Here is a 22,197-nt window from a genome sequence, read left to right as displayed (position 1 = left end):
GTCACCCGGTCACCCGGTCACCCGGTGACCTGATCCAGCAGCACACCGCCGCTGTACGTCACCGCCATCGCCAGCAGCCCGCCCGCGACGTTGCGCATCACCGCCCGGCCGGGGCCGGCACCCCCCAGCCGGGCGCTCGTCCAGCCCGACAGGGTGAGCGCGAGCACCACCGACCCCACCGTCACCAGCAGCCGCCACGACTCCGGCGGCAGCAGCACCGCCAGCAGCGGCACCAGCGCGCCCAGCGTGAACGCCGCGGCGCTGGCCAGCGCCGCCTCCCACGGATTGGTCAACACGTCGGGGTCGATGCCGAGTTCGGTCTGCGCGTGGGCGGCCAGCGCGTCCTGCTCGGTGAGCGCCACCGCCACCTCCCTCGCCAGGCCGTCCTCCAGCCCGCTGCCCCGGTAGTAGTCGGTCAGCTCGTCGAGCTCACCCTCCGGGTCCTCCGCGAGCTCCCGCCGCTCCTGCGCCAACGCGGCCTGCTCGGTGTCCCGTTGGGTGCTGACCGAGACGTACTCCCCGGCCGCCATCGACATCGCCCCGGCCAGCAGCCCGGCCACCCCGGCCGCGAGCAGCGCCGTCCGGGAGCCCTCCGCGCCCGCCACCCCGGTCACCAGGCCGGCCGTCGACACCACGCCGTCGTTAGCCCCCAGCACGGCGGCGCGCAGCCAGTTCAGGCGCGAGGAGAGCTCCGCCCGCGTCTCCCCGACCTGCTCAGTCATCCGCCCACCGCCCTCAGGGGTCCGACCGGTCCCCCCGATCCTCGCCCGCCACCCGCGGCCCCGCCACCCACGTCCCCCCGCACCCGGCGCCTCGGCTCAACGGCGGCCCCCACGGCACCCGCTGACCGGCTATCCCAGCACGGCGGCCAGCGCCCGCCGCAGATCCTCCGGCCCCCGGTAGCGCACCCCGGTCATGCCCAGCGCCACCGCCGCTTCCACGTTCTCCTGCCGGTCGTCCACGAACAGGCACCGCTCGGGCGCCGCCCCGGCCCGCTCGGCGGCGATCTCGTAGATCCGCCGGTCCGGCTTGGCGCTGCCCACCAGGGAGCTGTTCACCACCTCGTCCGCCAGGTCCGTCAGCCCCAGCAGCCGGCGCATTGGTCACCAACACCACCCGGCAGCGCTCCCGCACCCGCGGCAGCAGCCCCACCACGTCCCCGTCCGCCCGGAACGGCGCGTTCGCGAACGCCTCCGCCAGCCCCCGCGCCTCGGCCTCCGGCACCAGCCCGGCCAGCCTCCGCGCGATCGAGTCCGCCCACTGCGCCCTCCCGATCCGCCCGAGCAGCAGCGGCAGATCGTTCTCCGGCGCGAACCCGACCGCCGCCGTACTCCCCTCCGCCACCCCCGCCGCCCGCTCCAACGCCGCCACCCGGCCCTCGTCGAAGAACCGGATCACCCCGTCCACATCGCACAGCACCGCATCGAACGCCCCGGTCACCACCCCCGCCGCCCGCTCCAGCTCCGCCACCCGGCCCTCGTCGAAGAACCGGATCACCCCGTCCACATCGCACAGCACCGCATCGAACGCCCCGGTCACCATCCCCCCTGCCTACCACCGGGCCCACGGCACCCGACGGACGGGGCACAGCCGGCACCGATGCCCGGCTCAATCACATGATCATTTGGGCGAAATTCAGGCGGCCCCGCCACGCACCAAGGCCGCGGCGAGGCCGTCCGAGGCTGCGGCAGGCCTGCCGGAACGACCGCGGCCTCGGTTCTTGCCATTCGAAGGGTGGGCGCGGACGGTTTCGAACCGCCGACATCTGCTTTGTAAGTTCGATCTTTTGACCACCCGAGCTCCAGCAACACACTAGCGCCGGCACAGCGTCGTCCACGAGCATGCGTCACCCCTCTCCGGGCGTCCGCCTGTGTTGATGTCACCCGCTGATGACAACACCCGCCCCAGCCCTGAAGCACTCAGCCGAGCAGACCATCCTGCGTAGGTCCAATGTGAAGCCAACGTCCAAGGATGGAACGACATACGAGGGCAGACCCTCGTCGCCAACAGCCTTGCGGCTCAACCGCCTGCGCTGCCTGGCCGAACCTGGCGACACCATTGGGTCGTGTGATACTCACTACGTGTGACAATCGCAGGGGGACGGCAGCTGTTCCACTTCACGCACATGAGGAACCTGCCCAGCATCTTCAACGAGGGGCGGCTCGTCTCCGACACCACGATGCAGGGCCGTGGGGGCGTACTCGTCGAGTGCGGTGACACTGCCATCAAGTCGGAGCGGCGCACGAGACCGATCACTACTGCGCCAAAAGGTGTCCCGGCGGACTACGTCCCCTTCTATTTCGCCCCGCGATCGCCCATGCTCTACAAGATCAACAAAGGCGGCGTGCCCACGTACCAGGATGGCCAACAGCCCCTCGTCTACCTGATCACCTCGATCGACAGCGTTCGCCACTCGGGCCGGCCGTTCGTCTTCAGTGACGGCAACTGCGCGAGCGCGATCACCAAGCACTTTAGTGATCTTGACGACCTGGACAGACGAGTCGACTGGTCGGTGATCGAGGCCCGCACCTGGGCCAACACCGCGGCAGATGGCGACCGCATGCGTCGGCGGATGGCCGAGTTCCTGGTACACGAGTTCCTACCCATCGGAACCATCCAGGAGATCGGCACCTACGATCAAGCTCGAAAGCGCGCGGTTGAGCAACTACTACAGGCGAGCGGCATCGACCTCAGCGTAACTGTCAGACGTGACTGGTACTTCTGACGGGTGCACACTGGCTAGAGAGCAACGGAAGGACTGACATGATCACGCGCGGCACCGGCAACCTGCTCGTTGCAGATGTCGATGCCCTTGTTAACACGGTGAACACCGTGGGCATCATGGGCAAAGGCATCGCCCTCCAGTTCAAGCGCGCCTATCCCGATAATTACGAGGATTACAGGGAAGCATGCGAGCGCGGAGAAGTCCGCGTCGGCCAGATGCATGTTCATGAGGTCTCTCAGGTCGGGGGCGCGCGCTTCATCATCAACTTTCCAACGAAGCGCCACTGGCGCTCACCTTCGCGCATCGAGGACATCGCATCCGGCCTCGTTGCGCTTCGGGATGAGATCGTTCATCGAGGAATTAAGTCCGTTGCAATTCCACCGCTCGGCTGTGGCAATGGCGGACTCTCCTGGAGAGACGTCGAACCCATGATCAACCAAGCTCTCGGGACAATTCCGGGCGTTGAAGTGAGAGTCTGGTCCCCCACGGGCGCACCCGCCCCATCGTCAATGCCGGTGAGTACGCCACCGCCGCCGATCACTCGGGAGCGCGGCATTTTTCTTGCCGCGCTGAATCGATACATCCAAGGAAGCATCGCACGAGGCCTTGCATTCGAACCGCGCGTTTCTCTCCTTGAAGCCCATAAGGTGATGTATTTCCTGCAAAAGCTTGACCTAGACCTTGGGCTTAGATTTGAGAAGGGTCTATATGGGCCATACTCGCAGCCACTGGATCGAGCGGTCTCCGCCATGGAGGGCCACTTCATCTTGGGCTACGGAGACGGCACCAGTGGCGCGCAGGCCATCCTTGAGATTAACAAGGATGCTGCCCACGAAGCCGAGGAAAGACTCCAGAACGCCCCTGACTACCAGAGGGCGATTCAAAGATTCGAAAGCCTGGCATCCGGCTTCGAAGACCCATTTGGCATGGAGCTACTTGCAACCGTGCTGTACGCCGCCGAGGACCTCGTCAATCCGCCTGCAAATCTAGAGAGCGTAACATCCTGCATTCAGGCATGGAATACGCGAAAAAAGAACCTATTCACAGGTGACCACATCGACGTTGCATGGCAACGACTCTGCGAAACAGGCCTCATTCAGGCCCACTGAGCCCAAAACTAGTCGACCCCGCCGAATGGCCCTCGGCTGCACAACTGCCGAGGGTCATTCGATACTCATGCTAAAAGTGACTTAGGCCACAGGGAACCAATCGGTCTACACCTGGTACTCCAAGGAGTATCAGGCACGCGCTAGGTCATGGCGTTTGCAATGAGCTCCATCGACTCCACGATCAGCACAGCGCCAACGGCGGCCAGTCTGGCGCCCTTTCCGGGCTTGTTTGCGTAGCCAATCGTCGGGGCGCCGGCAGCTTCCTCGGCCTCGACGGTCGCGGGCAGCGTCACCGATGGACGGCCGCTGCCAGGCCGCCGTCTACGTCCCGCAGCCGGACGGCACGTCAGCCTGCAAGTTCGTCTATGGGAAGACGTGGGACGAGTGCAACGGCCAGCGCAAGGAGTTGGTGGAGCGTGCCAAGCCGGGCATCGCAACCCCGACCCGGTCGGCGAAGCTCGCTGAGTGACTGCCGTACTGGCTGGAGCAATTCATCGCCGCCGACCGGAAGAAGACCACACAGCCAAGTACGAGACGCACGTGCGCCGCTACCCGGTCCCGCTGCTCGGTTCCAAGGGGCTGGAGTCGCTGAGCCCGCGCGACGTGCGGACGTTCCTGGCGAAGGTCACCAAGCAGTCCAGCGCCGCGACCGCGAAGGAGTCGCACCGGGTGCTCCACTCGGCGCTGAGCGCCGCGTGCCGGGACGAGCTGATCGTGCGGAACGTCGCGATGCTGGTCCCGCCGCCCCGGGTGACGAGCCGTGAGATCAAGCCGTGGACGCTCGGCATGCGGCGCGGTGAGATCGTCGGGCTCCGCTGCTCTGAGGTCGACCTCGACCACCGGGTCCTGGTCGTCCGCGAGCAGGTGCAGCGCGTCCGGGGCGAGCTGTACGCGGACACCACGAAGAGCGGGAAGCGCCGGCCGATGCCGCTCCCTCGGATCTGCGTGGCGGCGCTGCGCTGGCACCGTATGCGGCAGGACGAGGCCCGGCGCGCGGCCGGGGAGAAGTGGGAGGAGACCGGGTACATCTTCACCACCCGGCCCGGCCGGCCGATCGAGCCGACCAACCTCTACCGCTCGTTCGTCCGGGTGTCCAAGGCCGCCGAGGTCCCGGCCATCCGGGTGCGCGACACTGCTCGTCGCGTGCGGGGTGCCGCCGCGGGTGGTGATGGAGATCCTCGGCCACAGCCAGATCGGGCTGACGATGAACGTCTACACCCACGTCACCCAGGACACCCAGCGGGAGGCCATCGGCAACATGGACCGGCTGCTCAAGCGGCGCCACTGATGTCAGCCAGGCATGCCGAGGGCCCCCAGCCAAGATCGACTGGGGGCCCTCGGTGCTGGTGGGCGCGGACGGTTTCGAACCGCCGACATCTGCTTTGTAAGTTTTCCCCAGGCAAGCCTCTGACCTGCTGAAACGTCGGCCACTTGGCCGCTGACCTGCGAAGATGCCTCTCTGGGGCTCTCGCGACCTCTCCGCGTTTCTCGGCCTCATGTGTGCCGATTCCGTGCCTTGAAGTGGTCCGCCGGTCTTCCCACCGCCGCCGACTGCCTCGCTGCTCGGCCGCTCAACGGCCCTCCAAGTATCGCAGGCCCACCGCTCCCTCGCGGGCACCGAACGGGCTGGAGATCACTGCGAACCTGCGGGCGGAAGCGCCTCCTCGCCCACCCCAACTTCCACGGAACGTGACCAAGAAGCTGACCTTGCACATCGACACCATCACCCTCGAGCGGTTCGACAAACTGCTCTCGGACGCGACCATTCCTGTCACTCACCGCGCCTTGTGGCTGCTACTCACGGAGGTCCGCCAATTCGGCCTGCGAACCCTGGCCAGCCGATCAGGCGACCACCCTGGGACGCGTCGTCGCCGTGCTCTGCAGCCTCTGACCGCACGTCGGCACCAGTCCAGATGAACCCTTCATGGCATCCTTTCCCAGCGGCACGGTGGGTGGCTACCACAGCCAGCAGGCGCTGGACCGACAACCCGATGAGCAGCCATTCCCAGAGTTGGTCACCACCGGCCCTGAGCTTGGATGAACGAAGAGCCACCCAGAGAAGGCCAGCCGACTTTGTTAGCCCTCAGTGGCAGAGTGAGCCGATGAAGCGGTCCAGGCGAGAGACGACTTGCCGCAGGACCTCAACCGATCCTGCGGCATCGTCCGCAAGCTCCAGGCCATGGTCCGCCGAGGGCACCTCCAGGACATCGTGCCACAGGGACGCAGCAACTCGTGAATCCCAGACCCTGTCGGCACTTCCGCCAATGAGGAGGGTCGGCTCCATGGCTCGCCGGAGAGCCGCGGCAACGTGGTCGATGGTCAAGACCGGGGTGAGCCAGGCTGCCGGGATGTTCCTGTCAGCTGTGATGCCGCAGGCGAGGGAACCCAGGGACTTGCCGACGACGAGCCGACAAGCCCCCGCCTCGGCTTCGATGGCCTCGGTGACCTGACGCTCCACCCATGCGATCCGGTCGTCCAGCGTGAACTGCGCGAAGTCACTGGGGATCTGCCACCACAGTTCCTGGACCGTCCAGCCATGCTGGAGCAGGACACCCCGGGCGAAGTGCAGCAGGGGCCTGGCAGGCGAGTATCCGACACCTGGAACGACAACTGCGACACGATCTCGGGCTCCGTCGAAACGGATGGGCATGGCGAAGGGGACGGGATCAGGCATGACCGCAGACTACTAGTCAGCTAATCATGGACGCCCTGTCGGCAACGGGTGAAATGAGGGCCACGGACAGCGGATCAAAAGAGGGCCGGTGGGCGGTCTCGTGATCGTCCTGGGTTCAGCGGTGCTGGAGCCGGGAGGAAGCGAGGGTGATCCGCGTGGAGGACTGGGCCGAGATTCGACGGTTATATCGGAGCGAGGGGTTGTCGGCGCGGGCGGCGGCCCGTGAGCTTGGAGTTTCCCGGGGAAGGGCTCGGCGGTAGACGCGGTCGAGCCTGTGGTCCGGGAGCTGTTGAAGCAAACGCCGACGATGCCGGTCACGGTGATCGCCGAGCGGATCGGTTGGAAGCGCGGGCTGACCGTCCTGCGGGAACGGGTGCGGGAGTTACGGCCGGCCCGGTGTCGCGGACGGTCTATCAGCCGGGCGAGCTCGCGCAGTGCGATCTGTGGTTCCCGGCGGTGGACGTCCCACTCGGCTACGGGCAGACGGGACGGCCGCCGGTGCTGGCGATGGTGATGGTTTCGGGCCACTTCAGGGTGATCACCGCCCGGACACTGCCCACGCGGAGGATCGCGGTCCTCATCATCGCACCGAGCTGCGCCACAACAACACCTTGCATAAATTACCTGAACAAATTCTGAGACTTCAAAAACTACAGAACACCAAAAGCCGCATATTTCGCTAAATTAATGCGATTCGATTGAATGTAGACATTTCACCCCGAAATATCAGGGAATGTTCCAGAGAATTCCATCACACAGTTACGTCTACTAAAGGGACGCGGTGTAGCGGCCTGCCCGCACCGCTACCACGATCATGGCCAGCAACTCCCTCGTCCTCACCACCTGCATCGCCGGGGCCCTCGTGCTCCTCACGGTGGTGTGCGCGTTCACCATCATCAGCCGTACCGCGCTGCGCCGCTCCGAGCCCGCGGACAGCCCACTTGTCCTGGCCCGTCGCACGGCACTTGCCAAGGCGATGCTGCACCGACGCGGCTGAGAAAGTGTTGGGTAATCGGGTGATCACTCGTTCTTGAGGTCGTCGGCGAGGCGGCGGGCGGCTTCGGTCTCGATGGGGCCGCGCGGTTCGACCTCCTCGCCGGCGAGGCGGGCGGCCATGAGCCGGATCATGGCAACCTTGATCATCGCTTCGGCATGCGCGGTCTTGCGCTCGTAGTCCCGTGCCAACCGTCTGCACCGTCCCAGCCAGGAGAATGTCCGCTCGACCACCCACCTGCGGGGCAGCACCTGGAAGCCTTTCACATCAGCGTTGCGCGGCACCGCGACGATCTCCAGATTCTCGTGCTCCGCCGCCCAGCCGACCAGGCCCGCATCGACGATGTTGACGTAGCCGCCGTCGACCCAGACGAGCCCGACCTGCGGGAACAGCTCACGGATGCCGGACAGGACGAGCTTCGCGCCCGCCCGGTCCTGCACCGAGGCCGAGTGCACCACCGCCCGCAAGACCAGCCCGCAGGTGTCCACGAGCAGGTGGCGCTTGCGGCCCCGCACACGCTTGCCCGCGTCGTAGCCGATCGCCTCGCCGCCCTGATGGCTGCGGGCCGACTGCGAGTCCAGCACCGCCGCCGAGGGCTGCGGATCCCGGCCGTCCACCACCCGGACCCGCTCACGCAGCACGTCGTGGACCCGGTTCCACGTGCCGTCGGCCGTCCAGGCGCGAAGCCACCGGTAGGCCACGTCCCACGGCGCCAGATCGTGCGGCACCAGCCGCCACGAACACCCGCTGACCAGCACGTACAACACGGTGTCCACGACCAGCCTGCGCGGGAACTTCAGCGGACGGCCACCCCGACGCGGATCCCGCTCCGGCAGCAACGGCTCGATGACCAGCCACTGAGCATCCGTCAACAACGATTCAATCGACGACCTGGTCTTCGCCCGGCCACGATGGGATGACGTCGGCGGTGCCGAGGCTGGCCTCGGCGTCTTCACGATCGACGGCGTCGCCTCCATTGTCGGTCTGATGAACGCGGGCAAGACCACCTTCAACGACGTGCTGGTGCAGTTCGCGGTCGACAGGCAGCTGAAGGTCGGTTACCTGGTGTCCTCAGTGGGCGCCGCCCTGGAAAAGGTCCGTTTCTTCCGTGCGCTGGGCATCGACGCCGTCCCACTGATCGGCACCGGCACTCGGGGCGAGCACCTGACCGGTTACTGGGACGACCAGTTGTACGTGGCGCAGGACGGGCGCCCGGTACCGCTGCCCGACGGGGACGACGGTGCTGCGGAGTTCGCCACCGACCTGTGCCTGTTGGAATCACTGCTTGACACGACCTCGCCGGTTCGCGAGCCGCTGACCGGCGAAGAGCGTCCCTGCCGAGGCGGCCTGCGGATGGAAGGCAAGCGCGGCAAGCTGGACTGCCCTCTGCTGGCCGTCTGCCCGGCCCAGGTCGCCGAGCGGCGCATCCCGGCGGCGCAGGTGTGGGTGACCACCCCGGCCGCACTGCTGATGTCGCGCGCCCAGCCCGCCGCTTACAGAGCACGATGGGCCACCGTGTTCCAGCACGAACTGGACCTGCTGATCGTCGACGAGGCGGACCAGGTGATGACCCAGTTCGACACCAAGTTCATGCACCAGGAACCGCTGACCGCCCCGGACGGCTGGAGCAGCCGACTCGCCATCGCCTGGGCCGAGTCGCTCGGGCGGACCTGGTACGCGGCCATGGGCGACAAGAAGGGCCAGCGCTACCAGCGTTACGTCAACCACCACACCCAGGCCTTGGCCGGCCTGCTGCCCCTCCTCCTGCCCCCAGCCGATGCGAAGGACGGGTCTGCCGACGACACCGACATGCTCGGTGCGGTGGTCGCCGACGGCCCGTTCAATGGGTTCACCCTGCTGATGCACCTCGCCCGGGCCCTCCACGGCATCGTCGGGCGAAGCGAACGCGAACACGACGCGCACCTCTGGCAGCAGGCGGAAGAGTACTTCCAACGGCACTTCGCCCAACTGGTGGCCGCCCCGTTCGACGCCCCGCCTAAGGACCTGCGTCCCCTGGTCGACAGCATGACCGCCGCGTACAAGGTGGCCACCACTCCCGACCAGGAGGCCCAAGCATGGGTCGCCTCCCACGCTCCAAAGGGCCTGGACGTCCCAGCAGGCCGGCTCGAACAACTGGGCCGTCTGCTGATCGCCGGCTGCTGGAGCACTCGCCTGACCACGTCCGTATTCGAACTGTCCTCGATGCAGGAATCCGTGCGGGCCCTCACACGAATGGACGCGATTGACAGTCTGATCAAGCACCAGCCTCCCGCAGACCTGCTGGCCATCGTCCCCGAGCAGCCGATGGGCAACATGATGGCATTGCAGTGGTCGACCTCGCCGAAGAAGCCCGGTGGGGCGCTGGACGTGCTGTGGCTGCGCGGGGTCGGCCGCTGGCTGCTGCACCACCTGCACGACATGCTGGCCTGCGAAGGCATCGAAGGCCCGCACGTGGTGCTCTCCTCCGCGACCAGCTTCAATCCTCACTCCGCCCGCTACCACATCAACATCGACCCCACCCTGCTGCTGTGCCCTCCACCGGAGTGCGCCAACGCCCTGCGTCAAAGCCGCCTGTTCTTCCGGCCTCGGCGCAGGCCCGGGCACGAACGCGGCATCCTCGTCTCCGGTTCCGGCAGCAGGACCGCCCGCCAGGCAGCGGTTCGCGCGATGACCAACGCCGTGTGCACGCCCGACCCCGGCGCCCGCTCCAGCCTTCTCGACCAGGTCCTGGCGGCGTGCGACGCGGACCGCGCCAAGGCCCTGTTCATCACCCTCAGCACGGTCGATGCCGAAACCAGCGCTGTGTACATGAATACCCGAACCCCTGTGTCGGCACTGCACGTCGTCCCCGACAAGAGGCCGCCAGGAATGTATGGACTCACCCACCGCCGCATCGCAACCTTCCCCGCGACCGGCGCCCGAGTCCTGGTCGCCCCGGAGGGCTCAGCCGGCCGCGGCCACAACCTCCTCAACGAGAGGAAAGTCGCGGCGATCGGCGCGATCTTCTACCTCGCCCGCCTGCACCCGCCACCTACCGACCTCAACTTCCCCCTCGCTGTCCTCAATGCCCGCGCCATGGAGCACCTCCAACGACCGGTCCGCCACGGCGAACCAGGTGCGGACGCCGGAAAGAAGATGCGTGAGCTGGTCTTCGGCTCCCGCCGCCTGTGGACCACGATGATGGGCCGGCCGCTCAACTACCGCTCCTTGACTGATTCCTACCTGCGCAACGCGTTCGTCGCCGACCAACTCAACGCCCTCTACCAGACATCCGGGCGCGGACTGCGCGGCAATGTCCCCGTCCGCGTCTACCTCCTCGACGCGGCGTTCGCCCCGCGTGCCGCCGACCCTCGTGACCACGCAGCCGACACCGACCGCACCAGCGTCATCGTCGCCTGCCGTTCCCTGGTCCGCCTGATGCTCGCTCCCCCGGGCCCCAACGCCGGTCCCCGAACCCGCACCATCCACGCGATCAACAACGAGGTATGGGGCTTGGCCTCCCACCTGCTGGAAACCATCGACTGGGGATGACATGACCGACGCCGACACCGCCCCCGAAAAGGCAGCCACCAAGCGCAAGGCGCCGCCCAACTACTCCCACGTCCTCACCACCCTGTACACCGCCCAGCCCGGCGCGAAGCATCCCGCCCCGCTGAAGACCGCAGTGTTCCCGCCCGCCCTACTGCAGCGCTTGCAGCGCGCGTGGGCAAGCAACCCCAACGCCCGCTCCCGCTACCTGCCCACCAGCGCGCTGCGGCAGCTCGTCCAGCAGATCGAGCCCACCGTCGTCGCCGTCTCCGGATCCCTGGACGGTGCCGGGCCGTGGCTGTTCGCCCTCCGCAGCCCTGACGACGACCTGCCCCTGCAACTGGCCGTCGAAGCATGGGCCACCTCCACTGTCGCCCCCCACCAAGGGGACATCGACTGGCCGGGCCTGATCAAGGACGCCTTCCCGCTGGACTAGCGAAACGACGACATCGACCTCCTCGCCGCCGGCCAGGCCCCGAACGGCACCACGCTGCCCCGAAACCACGTCTACGACGTACTCGCCAGCTACATCGCCGTGACATGGGTGGATGAGCAACTCGCGATGCCCGGCATGCCCCACGACGGACACCTCGTCCTCGGGCCGATCGAAGACCGAGGAGTGCGTTCCGTGTACACCTGGCCCCCGGAAAGGCTCGTCGACAACGACGGAGCCACCGGCCTGTACACCCACCGCACCAGCCTGCGCGTGCTCACCGAGCCTCACGACGGCCGACTGATCATCCGAGCCACCCCACACATCGCCCGCTTCGGCGCCGCTCAGCCCGCCTACATCCCCCGCCGGGGCGGCGGCCCGGCCCAAGCCACCCTGCTGCTGTATCTGCCCAAGGGCGCCATGAGGTCCGTGGAAAGGCCCAGCCTGCTGACCGCACCGGTCACCGTCACCGGCAGCAAACTCGGCATGCGTTGGCAGGCGTTGCCCAGTGTCGCCCGTGTTCTGCCCTCTCTGCCCAGCAGCCGCTGCTACCCCGACCCCGAGCAGGTACGCACCCGACCGCAGACCGCACACGGCAGCACCCCGCAGGAACCCGACGGCACCTCGCCCCACGCCCTGCTGCTGCACGCCACCGGCTACACCTACTACGCCCCTACCGGCGAGACACCACAACCCGACACCACAACCCACGACCACCCCGTCGAGACGGGCCTTCAACCCGTCGACCACCTCCGGCTGTTCGAACACCTCACCAAACCGCTGGCCGCCTTCGGCTTCACCGCCGCCGAACCCGTCCCCAAGCCGCCCCAGCGACGCGTCCCCCGACTCGAAGCCGCCCGCCCAAGCGCCCACTACGCGCTGGAACTCTGGCACAGCCACCCCAACACCTACGAGGCGATCCACACTGCTCTCACCGGTGTCCTGGACTATCGGCACCTCGGAACGGACCCTGCCGACAGGGACCTTCACCACTACGGTGACGCCGACGGCACCCTGTCACTTCGCCTGCTCAATCCCAACACGCTCACTTCCGGCCTGCCCAAGCCCGAGAAGGACACCAAACCCGAAGACCGCTCGGCCCACCGCGCCCACGAACGCCGGAACCGCATCGACGAACTCACGGCCGCCTTCCCGGGTACCGGCAATCTCGTCGGCTGCCTCGTGGAAATCGACAAGCCCGTCGTCTTCGCCCTCGCCGGCCAGGACGACCCCAAGCCCCTCCTCAAGCAAACCCTCCCCCGGCTCGACCGCCACGTGCAGTGCCTGCATCCCGTCACCCGGAAGCCCAACCCCGAGTCCAAGAAGTCCGAAGCGAAGCCCTACCCCGGCAGCGGCATCCGCACCGACGACGTCCACCGTGCCGCCTCGTCCGTGCGCGACATCCTCCGCTCCGTCGGACACCTGCCCCGTCTGCCCCGCCCCTGCGGTATCAAGGCGGACTTCGAAATCGTCACCGTCCACATCGCCAACTCCAGGAACGGCATCGTCCCCTACGTTCTGCGCACCCACACGGACGGCACCACCACCGGCCAGCTCATCCCCACCGCCGAGCACCCCCGCGAAGCGCCCGTCCCCATCCAGGACCTCCCACTGGCCCTCACCACGGGCCGGGGTCGTATCCCCTCGCGCGAGCGCAGCCAGCTGGCCGATTTCATTATCCAGGCCTTGGCCATCGATTCCCCCGCCCCCCGCCTCTTTCTCGCCCGCGCCCAATCCCTCCGCCGAGCCGACACGTGGCAGTGGCTGCAGAACGCCCACATCACCCCCAACCGCCTCCGTCTTCCGGGCGAAGACTGCACCGTCGCCTTGCCCGGCGCCCCCCGAACCCCCACTGATCTCCCCGGCCTGCGGATCGTCCGTGTCAACGAGGCCACGTACGAGACTCCTCTGGCCTTTGGCGTCAACCCACCACCCGCAACCGCCAACCTCCAGGGTTCCGCCGACACCCCCGCAGAAGATGCTGAGCATTCCTCGGTTCCCGGGCCCGACATGCCCTTCGACGACTGGGGACGAGTCTCAGGAGTCGTCCGCTGGAACGATCACACCTACATGGCCATCAACCCTCGCCCCGACACTCAGCGGCTCTCCAAGAGCGCCTCCAAATACGACAGCGCCGACAACCTCCACAGACACGGCGCCAACCCGCATTCCCTGGAGATCCACATCTCCTTCCGCCAGCCCAAGGACAACTCCTCCGACCTCGCCGCGTACGTCAACAACCTCCGTCGGTGTCACCTGCACACCGACACTCACACCGCGCTGCCCTGGCTCCTCCACCACGCCAAGCTCCTGGAGGAGTACATCGACTGACAATCTTCATGCAGGCCGGTCGTCAACCCGTCACTTCTGCTCTGCATCCTCATCCATCCCGTCGTCGTCCTTACTCTGATCCAGGCTCTCCTCCAACAGGCCCAGCAGGATGCCTCCGAGCTGATCGAGGATCCACTGCCCAGTGGTTGATCCTTCACGAACGGTGAGGGGGTGGGTCAGCAGCGCGGTGGCAGCGAGGACAGCCAGAGCTGCCTGTCGGACGCCGATCGACGGGGCGAGCCGGTCGTACATGCGGTGTAGGTGGCCGGCCGCGCGGGCGACAAGGCGACCTTCGAACTGCAGAGGCGAGTCGTCGTGCGACCAGCCTTCGAGTACCGCGAGCACATCCGGGACGTCCTTGGGATCCCAGCTGTCGGGGTAGGCGTTGAGCCAGTTGACGAGTACCGTCAGCTCGTCATCGCCCTCGACCGGCACGAAGTGCCTTCCACCGATTCCCTCAGGGGCAGCGGAGGGTAGTGCAGCCCGGACCTGGGGCAGACTTGTATCGATGGGGTCGGTGTCAAGGACCGCGAAGAACAGAGTCCGGGTTACGGCGGCTGGCCCGTGGCCCTGGATCTCGCCGAAAGGCTTGATCTCCCAGTCCAAGGCACTGGCCGCCCGCTGGGCATGGGACTCGAACTGATTCACCGCGTGTGTGGTCATATGGGCGCGAGGGGCGTGCGGGTTGCGCTGCGCGGCTTCCGCTGCTGCCCGGGTCGCCCGCCACACAAGGCTGTAGACCTGCCCGAGGCTGCGATGCTCGGCAACCTTGTTGGCCGCCTCCTCCAAACGGGCCACATGGTTGTCGGGGACTCCGGGCAGGTTGATCTCAGCCAGCCTGTTCGAGAAGTAGCGCAGTGCCTCCTCCGCGATGACCTCCCGAACCAGGGCGAGCAGATCCTCTTGACGCACAGCCGTCATGTTGGCCGGATCGAGTGCGGAGAGAAGACGAGAATCGAGCAACTCAACTGCCCTGCCCGCGCTCGTCCCATACGGAGCGAAGTACCGCGTGAGCGTCGGGTAGAAGCTACCGGTCAACTTTGGCTCGGCGATCGCGCCAAGGTCTCCGCCAGCCTCCTCAGCAGCTCCCTCGAAGGTCTCCGGCGCCCAGACCAACGCGTCGGCCGGGGTGGAGGGGTGGATCTTCACCATATCGGCCCGCACCAACTCTCCCAGCAGGGCTGCCGACCTGCCCTCGTTCGGATACCACAAGTCCGGCCAGGCTTTGATCTCCGCGATCGGCGTGGTCGACGGTGCGTATCGCAGCAGCGCCAGAGTGGCGACCATCTGCCGGACGGATGCACCGGGCAATGCGTCGCCCTCGGAGGGGAAGCTCATGGCGTAGGTCTCGCCGATGATCTCCTGTTGTCTCAGGCGCCAGTGGTTCCGAGCGTCGTTGCCCGCTTGCTGGGCCTGTGCCCTGACCTGGGCCGCCTGCCGCTTGGAGGCGCGGGCGGGGTCGATGACGAGCCGAACCGCGGCCTGCAGGGACTCGGTGCAGTCCGCACAGGCCGGGCTATGTCCGTCCGCCAACTGCTGGAGTGCGCTCCGAGAGGTCAGACTCAACGGTTCCTTGCACTGTGGGCACGTGCGCCCTGGCACTACGGCCCGCACCCCGGCTGCAGCGACGGCGTGCTTCTGATGACCCCAGCCATTGGTGTCAATATCCTTGACCTTCTCGCACCACACTGGGTAACCGTCCGCGAAGCCCGCCAGAGCCCAGTAGCGCTCACCGATCGCCACGAGCTCCGGATCGGCTGCCTCGACCGGTACAACCGTGGGGATCAACGTGGAGAGGTCGCCAACCAGTGGCGGTTCAAGGGAATCAGTCACGGCACTACTGTAGGCGGCCATGCCGACAGACCTGCGCTCCGCAGATTTGCACGCGAACGTCCACCGAGTTCGCCGATTCATAGGAGAATCAGCTGGACCTCGCGTGGGGTCAGTGGAGAGGAACGAGAGGCAACAGAGTTGGCGGAGCAGGTGGCCGGCTGGATCGACGTCCCCGTCGGGCAGCATGCCGGAAAATGGGCCTCGCGCGGCAGGTGTCGGCGGATCCTCCTCGTGGTCCACAACGTGACGTCCGCGACCCGGCTGCTCGACATCATCCCCTTGTTCCGCGGAGACCTTCGCACCCAGTTGTTGGCGACCTGCACGGGGTCTTCGCCCTTCAAAGCCGGCGTCACCGATCTCCTCGCCTCGGTCGGCATTCCCGTGCTGCCGTGGGAACAGGCCCGGACGACTTCCGTCGATCTCGCCATCTCGGCAAGCTTTGGTGGCGAACTCTCGCTCTTTTCAAGCAAGTTGGCTGTCCTATCGCACGGGGCCGGATACAATAAGATACTTCGGACGGACGGACGGACGGACGGACGGACGGACGGACGGACGGACGGACGGACGGACGGACGGACGGACGGACGGACGGACGGACGGACGGACGGCGTGTTCGGCTTGTCCGCCGAGTGGCTGCTTACCGACGGCGCGCCCCTGGCTCGCGCCATGGTGCTCTCCCATCCCGAACAGTTCGAGCGGCTGCATGAGGCATGCCCTGAGGCTCTCCCCACCGCGGTGCTCGGCGGGGACCCGTGCTTCGACCGCATCCTCGCCGCCATCCCGCACCGGAATCGCTTCCGGCGTGCTCTGGGTGTCCGGTCCGGTCAGCGTCTCGTGGTGTTGAACTCCACATGGAACCCCGAGTCCCTCTTCGGCGACGGTGGAGCCGACGATCCCCTCCCGTGGCTGCTGCCCCGTCTCGCTGCCGAGTTGCCTGCCGACGAGTACCGGGTGGTGGTCGTCCTCCATCCGAACATCTGGCATGGCCACGGACCAGGGCAGGTCCGACTCTGGCTGGACCGCGCCGAGCGGGCCGGTGTGACGCTGATCAATCCCTTGGAGGGGTGGCGTCAGGCGGTGATCGCCGCCGACGCCGTCATCGGGGACTTCGGCTCGGTCAGCTACTACGCCGCTGCCCTGGGTGCGCCCGTGCTGCTGGGCGCGGCACCCACCGATCTCCTGGGCCCCACGTCCCCGGTGGCCGCGTTCGTCGCCCGGACTCCGCGACTGGTGCTCCACTCCGCCCTTCTGCCTCAGCTGGAACGGTTGATCGACGAACATCAACCCCTGGCCGGGCCCGACAGCCCGCGCCGGCTGACGACTGCGGTACCCGGCGAGGCGGCCGGCCTCCTACGCACTCTCTTCTACGGGATCATGGACCTCTCTGAGCCCGACGATCCGGCACTCCTGAACCCGTTGCCCCTGCCACCGTTCCAGCCCCCCGTCCGCACGGCACCGCTGCGGGTCCTGACCCGGCTTCGGCCGACATCCGAGGAAGTCACGCTCCTGCGGGTTGGCGACACCCGCCAGGAACCCTGCGCAACGGGTACCGGCCATCTTGCCGTGCACGAGGACACCTTGGACCAGGGCGTGTTGAGCCTGGCGGACGTCATCCTCCGCCACGGGAATACCGACGACCCCCGCATCGGCGCACCCCGAGAATGGGCCGCCTCGACGCTCGCCCGCTTCCCGGCCTGCTCACTCGCCGTCTTCATCCCGGGCGTCGACACCTGTGAGGCCTTGTTCCGAACCGGTGACTTCGTACGACTTCACAGCGAGACCCTTGACCCGGCCGCCGCCGCGTCCGCGCTCCTCGCACGCGTAGAGGCGGGCCGGGCCGCCGACCGGGTGTCGGTCCGTGAGCTGGCGGTGCGCACCGGCACCACCGTCCACCGCGTGACGATCACGCACGTTCCGTGAGGCAGCGCTCCCGCAGTTCGGTCAGGTAACGAAGGTGCAGGTCCGCCTGGTGTCGGCTCAGGATCGCCTCCGCCTCACCGATCCGGGCCAGGGCCTCCTCGGTCCTGCCGGTATCGGCCCAGGTCTCCGCCAGGTTGGTGAGGGTGCGAGCGGCGTTGTAGTCGTCTCCGCTGTCCCGGAAGTAGGCCAGGGCCTCGTCGAACCATGTCCTGGCACGGTCGAACTCTCCGAGGCCTCGGAGGGCCCGCCCCCGGTGGCGCTTCAACAGGGCCGCGGCCCGGGGAACGTCTCGTGCCCGTTTGTCGTCCGGTCCGACGGACCCGAGGAGGCGGTCGGCCTCCTCGAAGCAATCGTAGGCCGGCTGCCACCGCCACTGCCGCAGCCGCAGGAGCCCGAGCGCCTCCACCGCCGCGGCCTGGCCGAGCCGGTGCCCCGCTCGCTCGAAGGCGGACACGCCCGCGATCAGGAACGGCTCCGCTTCTTCCAGCAGGCCCGACTCCATGAGGCCGAAGGCGAGTTGGACGTTCATCCGCCCGGCCATCGCCGTCCCCGGGAAGCGTTGCTCCGCCACCCGGGCTCCGGCGCGCAATCCGGGCATCAGGACCTCGTGGCATCCTGCCTTCAACTGCACCGCCCAGCAGGCCTCGACCAGTTGGCAGACCTCGTCCCACGCCGCGATCGCCTCTGCGGCAAGCACCGCCTCGACGAGGTTCTCCACCTCCTCCAGGAGGGCGGAGACAGCCTGTCCCGGTTCCTCGTAGCGGCCGGGCCCGAGTTCGTCGTACAGCGGGCCCACGTGCCAGCGCTCCGGCAGCGCCGCGAAGTCGGCCGGCACCGCGAACCGGAGGAAGCAGTCCACCACCCGCGCCACCGCACCCACGCACGCGGCGATTCCGTCCACGCGGGCGGCCTCCTCCTCCGCGCACTGACGGACCGTGGAACGGTACCGGTAGCGGCCAGCAGGCGTCGGTTCGAGCAGCCCACGCTCCGCAAGGTTCGCCAGGGCCTCGGCCGCGCGCTCCTCAGTGAGTCCGCTGACCGCCGCGGCCACGGCGGGCCCGACGGCCGGCCACGGTCGCAGACCGCAGAGCCTGAACACCCGCCCCTCGTCGGGACCGAGGTCAGCGACCATGTCACGCACAGCAGTCCGGACCGGATCGCCACCCTCGTCGCCTCTCGTCCGGCCGCCGACAACCGCCTGTCGCGGTACGGACGCCAGCCGGGGGGCGGCAGCGCGCAGGGCGAACGGTGATCCGGCGCACCGTTCGAGGACCGCGGGCAAGGTGGCGCGAGCGGCCGAGAGGGCCGCTTTCCCGGCGAGGTCGGTGAGGAGGCGCTTGGCGTCCTTGTCCGTGAGCGGCTCCACAGCGATCGCCACCGCGTCGAGCCCGAGCAGTGGCCGCCGGCTCGTCACGAGGGTGACGACGCCTGGCGCCTGCGTGATCAGCGGCCGGACCTGAGCTGCCGACTGGGCGTGGTCCAGCACCACCAGGAGCCGACGGTCCGCAAGCAGGGAGCGGAACAGTTCGACCCGGTCCTGAACCAAAGGCGGAACACGTGCTTCCGGTACGCCCAGGCTCACCAGGAACCGGCGCAGCACCGTGCCGGGATCCGGCGCGGTCGCGAGTGAGCCTCCCGAGAGATCCGCGTAGAGCTGTCCGTCCGGGAAGCGGTGGAATTCCCTGCTGCCCCAGTGGATGGCCAGCGCACTGGTCCCAATGCCCTGCGGTCCGCAGAGGACGCACACCCGGGGCCGTCCGTCATGCCTACGTCCGGCCTCTCGGTCCAGGAGTGCCAGCGCCGTGCGGCGATCGGTGAAGAACCGTGCCGACGGCGGGAGGAGTTTGGGAGTCCCCAACGGCCCGGCCCAGCCGTGCCCGTGCGAGGCTACCCAGGCTCGAAGCGCCCGCGCCCGCTGTGGGTCCCGCCGAGCCTCCTCGGTCAACAGCCCTGCCAGCAAGTCCCGCCCGGCGGAGTCCGAGGGCGCTTGGACGTCCCGGCCGACGAGCCGGCGGACCAGCGCTCCGGCCGACTCCCATGCAGCCTTCCCCACCTCGTTCGCAACCCCCGCGCTCACCGCGCCGAGGGCCGCCGCCACCGCTGACAACGACAACGGCTCGATCACGCCACACCCCTTGGTCCCTCGCAGTACGGTCGGCTCGCGCCGCTCCGACCTCGTGTCCGGCCCCACGGTAGTCTGCCGCGCCCCACCGTGAACGTGAAACCTAATACCGCATGCACACGAATGGTCGCTCTGCGACGGACCTCGGCGAGACTCAGATTCCCCCGCGGCCTCCATCGTGTCGAGAGTCCGGCTGCCGACGTTGTCCGTGCCGTCACCGACCAAAGAGGGCCCCTAATGCCCAGCGAGCAGCGTGCGGCTTCCTGCCATCTGGAACGCATGGTGGCCTTCGACCTCCAGAGCGAACTCGTCCTACGCGTCGGCATCCAGCAACTCGAACCCGACAGCAGCAGACTGCGCGAGGCTCTGACCTCGCTGCACAGCCGCGCTGGGCCGGTACAACATCGGGTCTCGCCAAGAGCGGTGGTACCGAGCGAGAGCCTACCGTCCCCGCCACTACCGATCGGCTGCTGAACCAGACATTCCGCCCCTTCCTCAGCCGGTGGTGCCCGACGCTCACCGCGCCGGCTGGTCCGATGAACGCCGGCGCCGTCGATCTCAGCGCCAACTCGGGGGCCGATTTCGGGCTGACTACGACCCGGCCTGCGGTAGCCAGTCAATCGGGAGGTCGACACGTCACTGCCGCCTCGCCGAGGGGTGCGGGTCCCGATTCACCCGGTGAGCCAGTCAGCGTTGCATTGTTTCAGGAGATAGCGACGAAGGCCTCGTCCGGGAATCCGCGCAGTCCGACAGTTACAGCACCCAGGTTCCTCCGGGCACCTTCCTGTAGGGCGCTCCCTGTCTTTTCCACGCAGCGGCTCGACCTGATGGGCAGGGGCCGTGCAACGAGTCGATGGACAGCCACGAGCTGCGCTACCGTCCAGACCATGAAAGATCGTGACACCATCAGCAATGCGATCCACGGCGGCCAGGTCGACGGAACCCTCATCCAAGCAGGGGCTGTCCATGGCGGCATACAAGTGGTGAATAGAGCGATTAGAGGATCTCGTTCGAGCAGGGGTGGTCTGATCTACCGGGTCGTGGCATCGCTGGCCGGGTGCGCAGCCGTGTACGGCACAACACATGGCGGCACCCCGCTGTCGGGGTTGGCCGCGGCCTGCGAGCGTCTGGGCATTCCGGCCGAATGGACGATTCCCATCGCCGACTGGGCCAGCTCGCGCTCCGATGGTATCTGCTTTGTTGCCACGCTCCTGGCCATGATCGGCATCCTCGCCTTGCCAAAGCCCCGTAAGCTCGGGTGGGACGTAGGCGAATCCTTGGAATGGCGCAGCCCATCAACCACCGTACTGGCCGCCTCAGTAGTAGCACAGTGCGGCTGGAGCTGGTCGGCGACCATCAACATCGGGCTGGCTGCCGCTTTTAGCGTTTGGGCTGTGGGCAGGAGCCCTCATAACATCTACGGCAGATGGGGCAACGTTTCGATCGCCGCAATATCCCTTATGCTCGCCCTCCTGTTCATCCCCCTTTACGTGAGCCTCTGGCTCTTCACTCGGGATGAACCGAATTAAACATAGATTCGACGATCCGGATCTATGCTTACCTTTTCAGGCATCGATGGTCCGGGCAGCGGGAACTACGACATCACAATCAGAGAGACCACCAAGCACGTCTGCGGGGGACCGCCCCTGACCGCGGTCGAGAACGAAGGGACCCGCGAGGCCAAAGAGCTTCTGTCGTGCAATTCGGCGGGGACCGTCAGCCGTCCTGCTCCGCGCGCAGCGAAAGGTCCTGCAGCACATCCTTCGAGGATACAGCCGTCTGGCCCGAGTCGTGCACCTGTGCCAGTTGCAGAAACGCCACCATGAACCCACCGACCAGATCCATCAACGGCTCGGCGAACGCCTGGCCGACCACCGGCAGGACCTCGCTCGGCGGCTGGTCATCGTTGAACTGCAGCTTGCCTAGCGAGTCGTTCACGACCTCGCCGAGGAGTTTGGTGAACTCGGCACCGAACTCCGGTTGGTCCGACGTCAACATGCCGTCCCCAGCCGCGAGCATGGCGACAACGTGCTTCAAGACTTCATTCCGGGTCATGCGCTCTCCGACCTCACTGGACAACGGCAGCCGAGGTGAAGGCTGCCACGGGCATCATCTCTCGGGACACTGACACCCTTGCAGGGTCATGCTCTGGCATCACTCCGGGTACAACTCCAATGTCGGGCGGCTCTCCGGCGTCGCCCTCCAGCCCCGGCTGTGTGACCCCAGGTCGCGACGAACCATGCCCAGCTATCGACCCTTGCATCGCCTGCATCAACTCACCCTTCTATGCACCTGACCAGTGCATTTGCCGGAAGCAGATAGGCTGGAAGCCTGAACGGAGCCTGTTCACGGCTCGGCGTCGCTCGCTTCTGGTAACAGGAAGGTGAAACGGTTGCTCTACGTGCCGCTCTGCGGTATGGAGAATGCCGCGAGCCGCGAGCCGCGAGCCGCGAGCCGCGAGCCGCGAGCCGCGAGCCGCGAGCCGCGAGCCGCGAGCCGCGAGCCGCGAGCCGCGAGCCGCGAGCCGC

The 22,197-nt window shown here is 67.4% G+C and carries 17 protein-coding genes and 2 pseudogenes; 10 read left to right on the top strand and 9 right to left on the bottom strand.

Translation table 11 applies throughout. The features are described from left to right. Positions 1-17: 17 nt before the first annotated feature. Positions 18-722 carry a VIT family protein gene (locus tag ACIQOW_RS01420; RefSeq protein WP_401078389.1) on the bottom strand — a complete coding sequence of 235 codons (705 nt, stop codon included), beginning with the start codon at positions 720-722 and terminating at the stop codon, positions 18-20. 129 nt (positions 723-851) lie between these two features. Further along, positions 852-1,443, bottom strand: a pseudogene (locus ACIQOW_RS01415) (HAD family hydrolase). A 640-nt stretch (positions 1,444-2,083) separates the two neighbouring features. Between ACIQOW_RS01415 and ACIQOW_RS01410 the strand changes: the two are divergent. Further along, positions 2,084-2,725, top strand: a complete 642-nt coding sequence (locus ACIQOW_RS01410; protein ID WP_401078386.1) for a DUF4433 domain-containing protein — start codon at positions 2,084-2,086, stop codon at positions 2,723-2,725. Between the two features lie 38 nt (positions 2,726-2,763). Then, positions 2,764-3,834, top strand: a complete 1,071-nt coding sequence (locus tag ACIQOW_RS01405) for a macro domain-containing protein (RefSeq protein ID WP_401078384.1) — start codon at positions 2,764-2,766, stop codon at positions 3,832-3,834. 140 nt (positions 3,835-3,974) lie between these two features. Here ACIQOW_RS01405 and ACIQOW_RS01400 read toward each other — a convergent pair whose 3' ends face one another. Continuing rightward, positions 3,975-4,127 (bottom strand): hypothetical protein, encoded by a 153-nt coding sequence (locus ACIQOW_RS01400; protein WP_401078381.1) that lies wholly within the window; start codon positions 4,125-4,127, stop codon positions 3,975-3,977. 2 nt (positions 4,128-4,129) lie between these two features. Here ACIQOW_RS01400 and xerC point away from each other — a divergent pair. Both xerC and ACIQOW_RS01390 read left to right on the top strand, forming a co-directional pair. After that, positions 4,130-5,122, top strand: a pseudogene (gene xerC / locus ACIQOW_RS01395) (tyrosine recombinase XerC). A 401-nt stretch (positions 5,123-5,523) separates the two neighbouring features. Continuing rightward, the gene (locus ACIQOW_RS01390; RefSeq protein ID WP_401078378.1) at positions 5,524-5,751 is read left to right on the top strand and encodes a hypothetical protein; all 228 of its coding nucleotides are present in this window, start codon (positions 5,524-5,526) and stop codon (positions 5,749-5,751) included. Between the two features lie 166 nt (positions 5,752-5,917). On the opposite strand, the gene ACIQOW_RS01385 is transcribed toward ACIQOW_RS01390, so the two are convergent. Then, positions 5,918-6,508, bottom strand: a complete 591-nt coding sequence (locus ACIQOW_RS01385; protein WP_401078376.1) for an alpha/beta hydrolase — start codon at positions 6,506-6,508, stop codon at positions 5,918-5,920. 473 nt (positions 6,509-6,981) lie between these two features. Beyond that, the gene (locus ACIQOW_RS01380; protein WP_401078373.1) at positions 6,982-7,110 is read right to left on the bottom strand and encodes a hypothetical protein; all 129 of its coding nucleotides are present in this window, start codon (positions 7,108-7,110) and stop codon (positions 6,982-6,984) included. A gap of 212 nt (positions 7,111-7,322) precedes the next feature. Between ACIQOW_RS01380 and ACIQOW_RS01375 the strand changes: the two genes are divergently transcribed. Beyond that, positions 7,323-7,505, top strand: a complete 183-nt coding sequence (locus ACIQOW_RS01375) for a hypothetical protein (protein ID WP_401078370.1) — start codon at positions 7,323-7,325, stop codon at positions 7,503-7,505. Positions 7,506-7,528: 23 nt separating this feature from the next. Here the strand turns inward: ACIQOW_RS01375 and ACIQOW_RS01370 are convergent, their stop codons facing one another. After that, on the bottom strand, positions 7,529-8,503 hold the full coding sequence (locus tag ACIQOW_RS01370) for an IS5 family transposase (RefSeq protein WP_401078368.1): 975 nt from the start codon (positions 8,501-8,503) through the stop codon (positions 7,529-7,531). Between ACIQOW_RS01370 and ACIQOW_RS01365 the strand changes: the two genes are divergently transcribed. From ACIQOW_RS01365 to ACIQOW_RS01355, 3 genes are all read left to right on the top strand, one after another. Then, a complete protein-coding gene (locus tag ACIQOW_RS01365) occupies positions 8,490-11,033 on the top strand; it encodes a hypothetical protein (RefSeq protein WP_401078364.1) in 2,544 nt (847 codons plus the stop codon). The genes ACIQOW_RS01370 and ACIQOW_RS01365 overlap by 14 nt on opposite strands. A 1-nt stretch (position 11,034) precedes the next feature. Then, a complete protein-coding gene (locus ACIQOW_RS01360; RefSeq protein WP_401078362.1) occupies positions 11,035-11,466 on the top strand; it encodes a hypothetical protein in 432 nt (143 codons plus the stop codon). Between the two features lie 192 nt (positions 11,467-11,658). After that, positions 11,659-13,794 (top strand): RNaseH domain-containing protein, encoded by a 2,136-nt coding sequence (locus tag ACIQOW_RS01355; protein WP_401078359.1) that lies wholly within the window; start codon positions 11,659-11,661, stop codon positions 13,792-13,794. 30 nt (positions 13,795-13,824) lie between these two features. On the opposite strand, the gene ACIQOW_RS01350 is transcribed toward ACIQOW_RS01355, so the two are convergent. Beyond that, on the bottom strand, positions 13,825-15,627 hold the full coding sequence (locus ACIQOW_RS01350) for a hypothetical protein (protein ID WP_401078357.1): 1,803 nt from the start codon (positions 15,625-15,627) through the stop codon (positions 13,825-13,827). A gap of 138 nt (positions 15,628-15,765) precedes the next feature. Between ACIQOW_RS01350 and ACIQOW_RS01345 the strand changes: the two genes are divergently transcribed. Next, positions 15,766-17,547: a hypothetical protein gene (locus tag ACIQOW_RS01345; protein ID WP_401078355.1), complete on the top strand. Its 1,782-nt coding sequence runs from the start codon at positions 15,766-15,768 to the stop codon at positions 17,545-17,547. Here ACIQOW_RS01345 and ACIQOW_RS01340 read toward each other — a convergent pair. Further along, positions 17,531-19,672: a tetratricopeptide repeat protein gene (locus ACIQOW_RS01340; RefSeq protein WP_401078353.1), complete on the bottom strand. Its 2,142-nt coding sequence runs from the start codon at positions 19,670-19,672 to the stop codon at positions 17,531-17,533. The genes ACIQOW_RS01345 and ACIQOW_RS01340 overlap by 17 nt on opposite strands. Before the next feature lie 884 nt (positions 19,673-20,556). Here ACIQOW_RS01340 and ACIQOW_RS01335 point away from each other — a divergent pair. Continuing rightward, complete coding sequence (locus tag ACIQOW_RS01335) at positions 20,557-21,198, top strand: hypothetical protein (RefSeq protein ID WP_401078351.1); 642 nt, start codon at positions 20,557-20,559, stop codon at positions 21,196-21,198. A gap of 187 nt (positions 21,199-21,385) precedes the next feature. Here ACIQOW_RS01335 and ACIQOW_RS01330 read toward each other — a convergent pair whose 3' ends face one another. After that, on the bottom strand, positions 21,386-21,724 hold the full coding sequence (locus ACIQOW_RS01330; RefSeq protein WP_401078349.1) for a hypothetical protein: 339 nt from the start codon (positions 21,722-21,724) through the stop codon (positions 21,386-21,388). Positions 21,725-22,197: the final 473 nt, after the last annotated feature.

The sequence above is a fragment of the Kitasatospora sp. NPDC091335 genome, from assembly GCF_044757205.1.
Taxonomy (GTDB): domain Bacteria; phylum Actinomycetota; class Actinomycetes; order Streptomycetales; family Streptomycetaceae; genus Kitasatospora.
The sequence above is the reverse complement of the archived record's forward strand: the minus strand, read 5'-3'. Positions and strand labels throughout refer to the sequence as shown.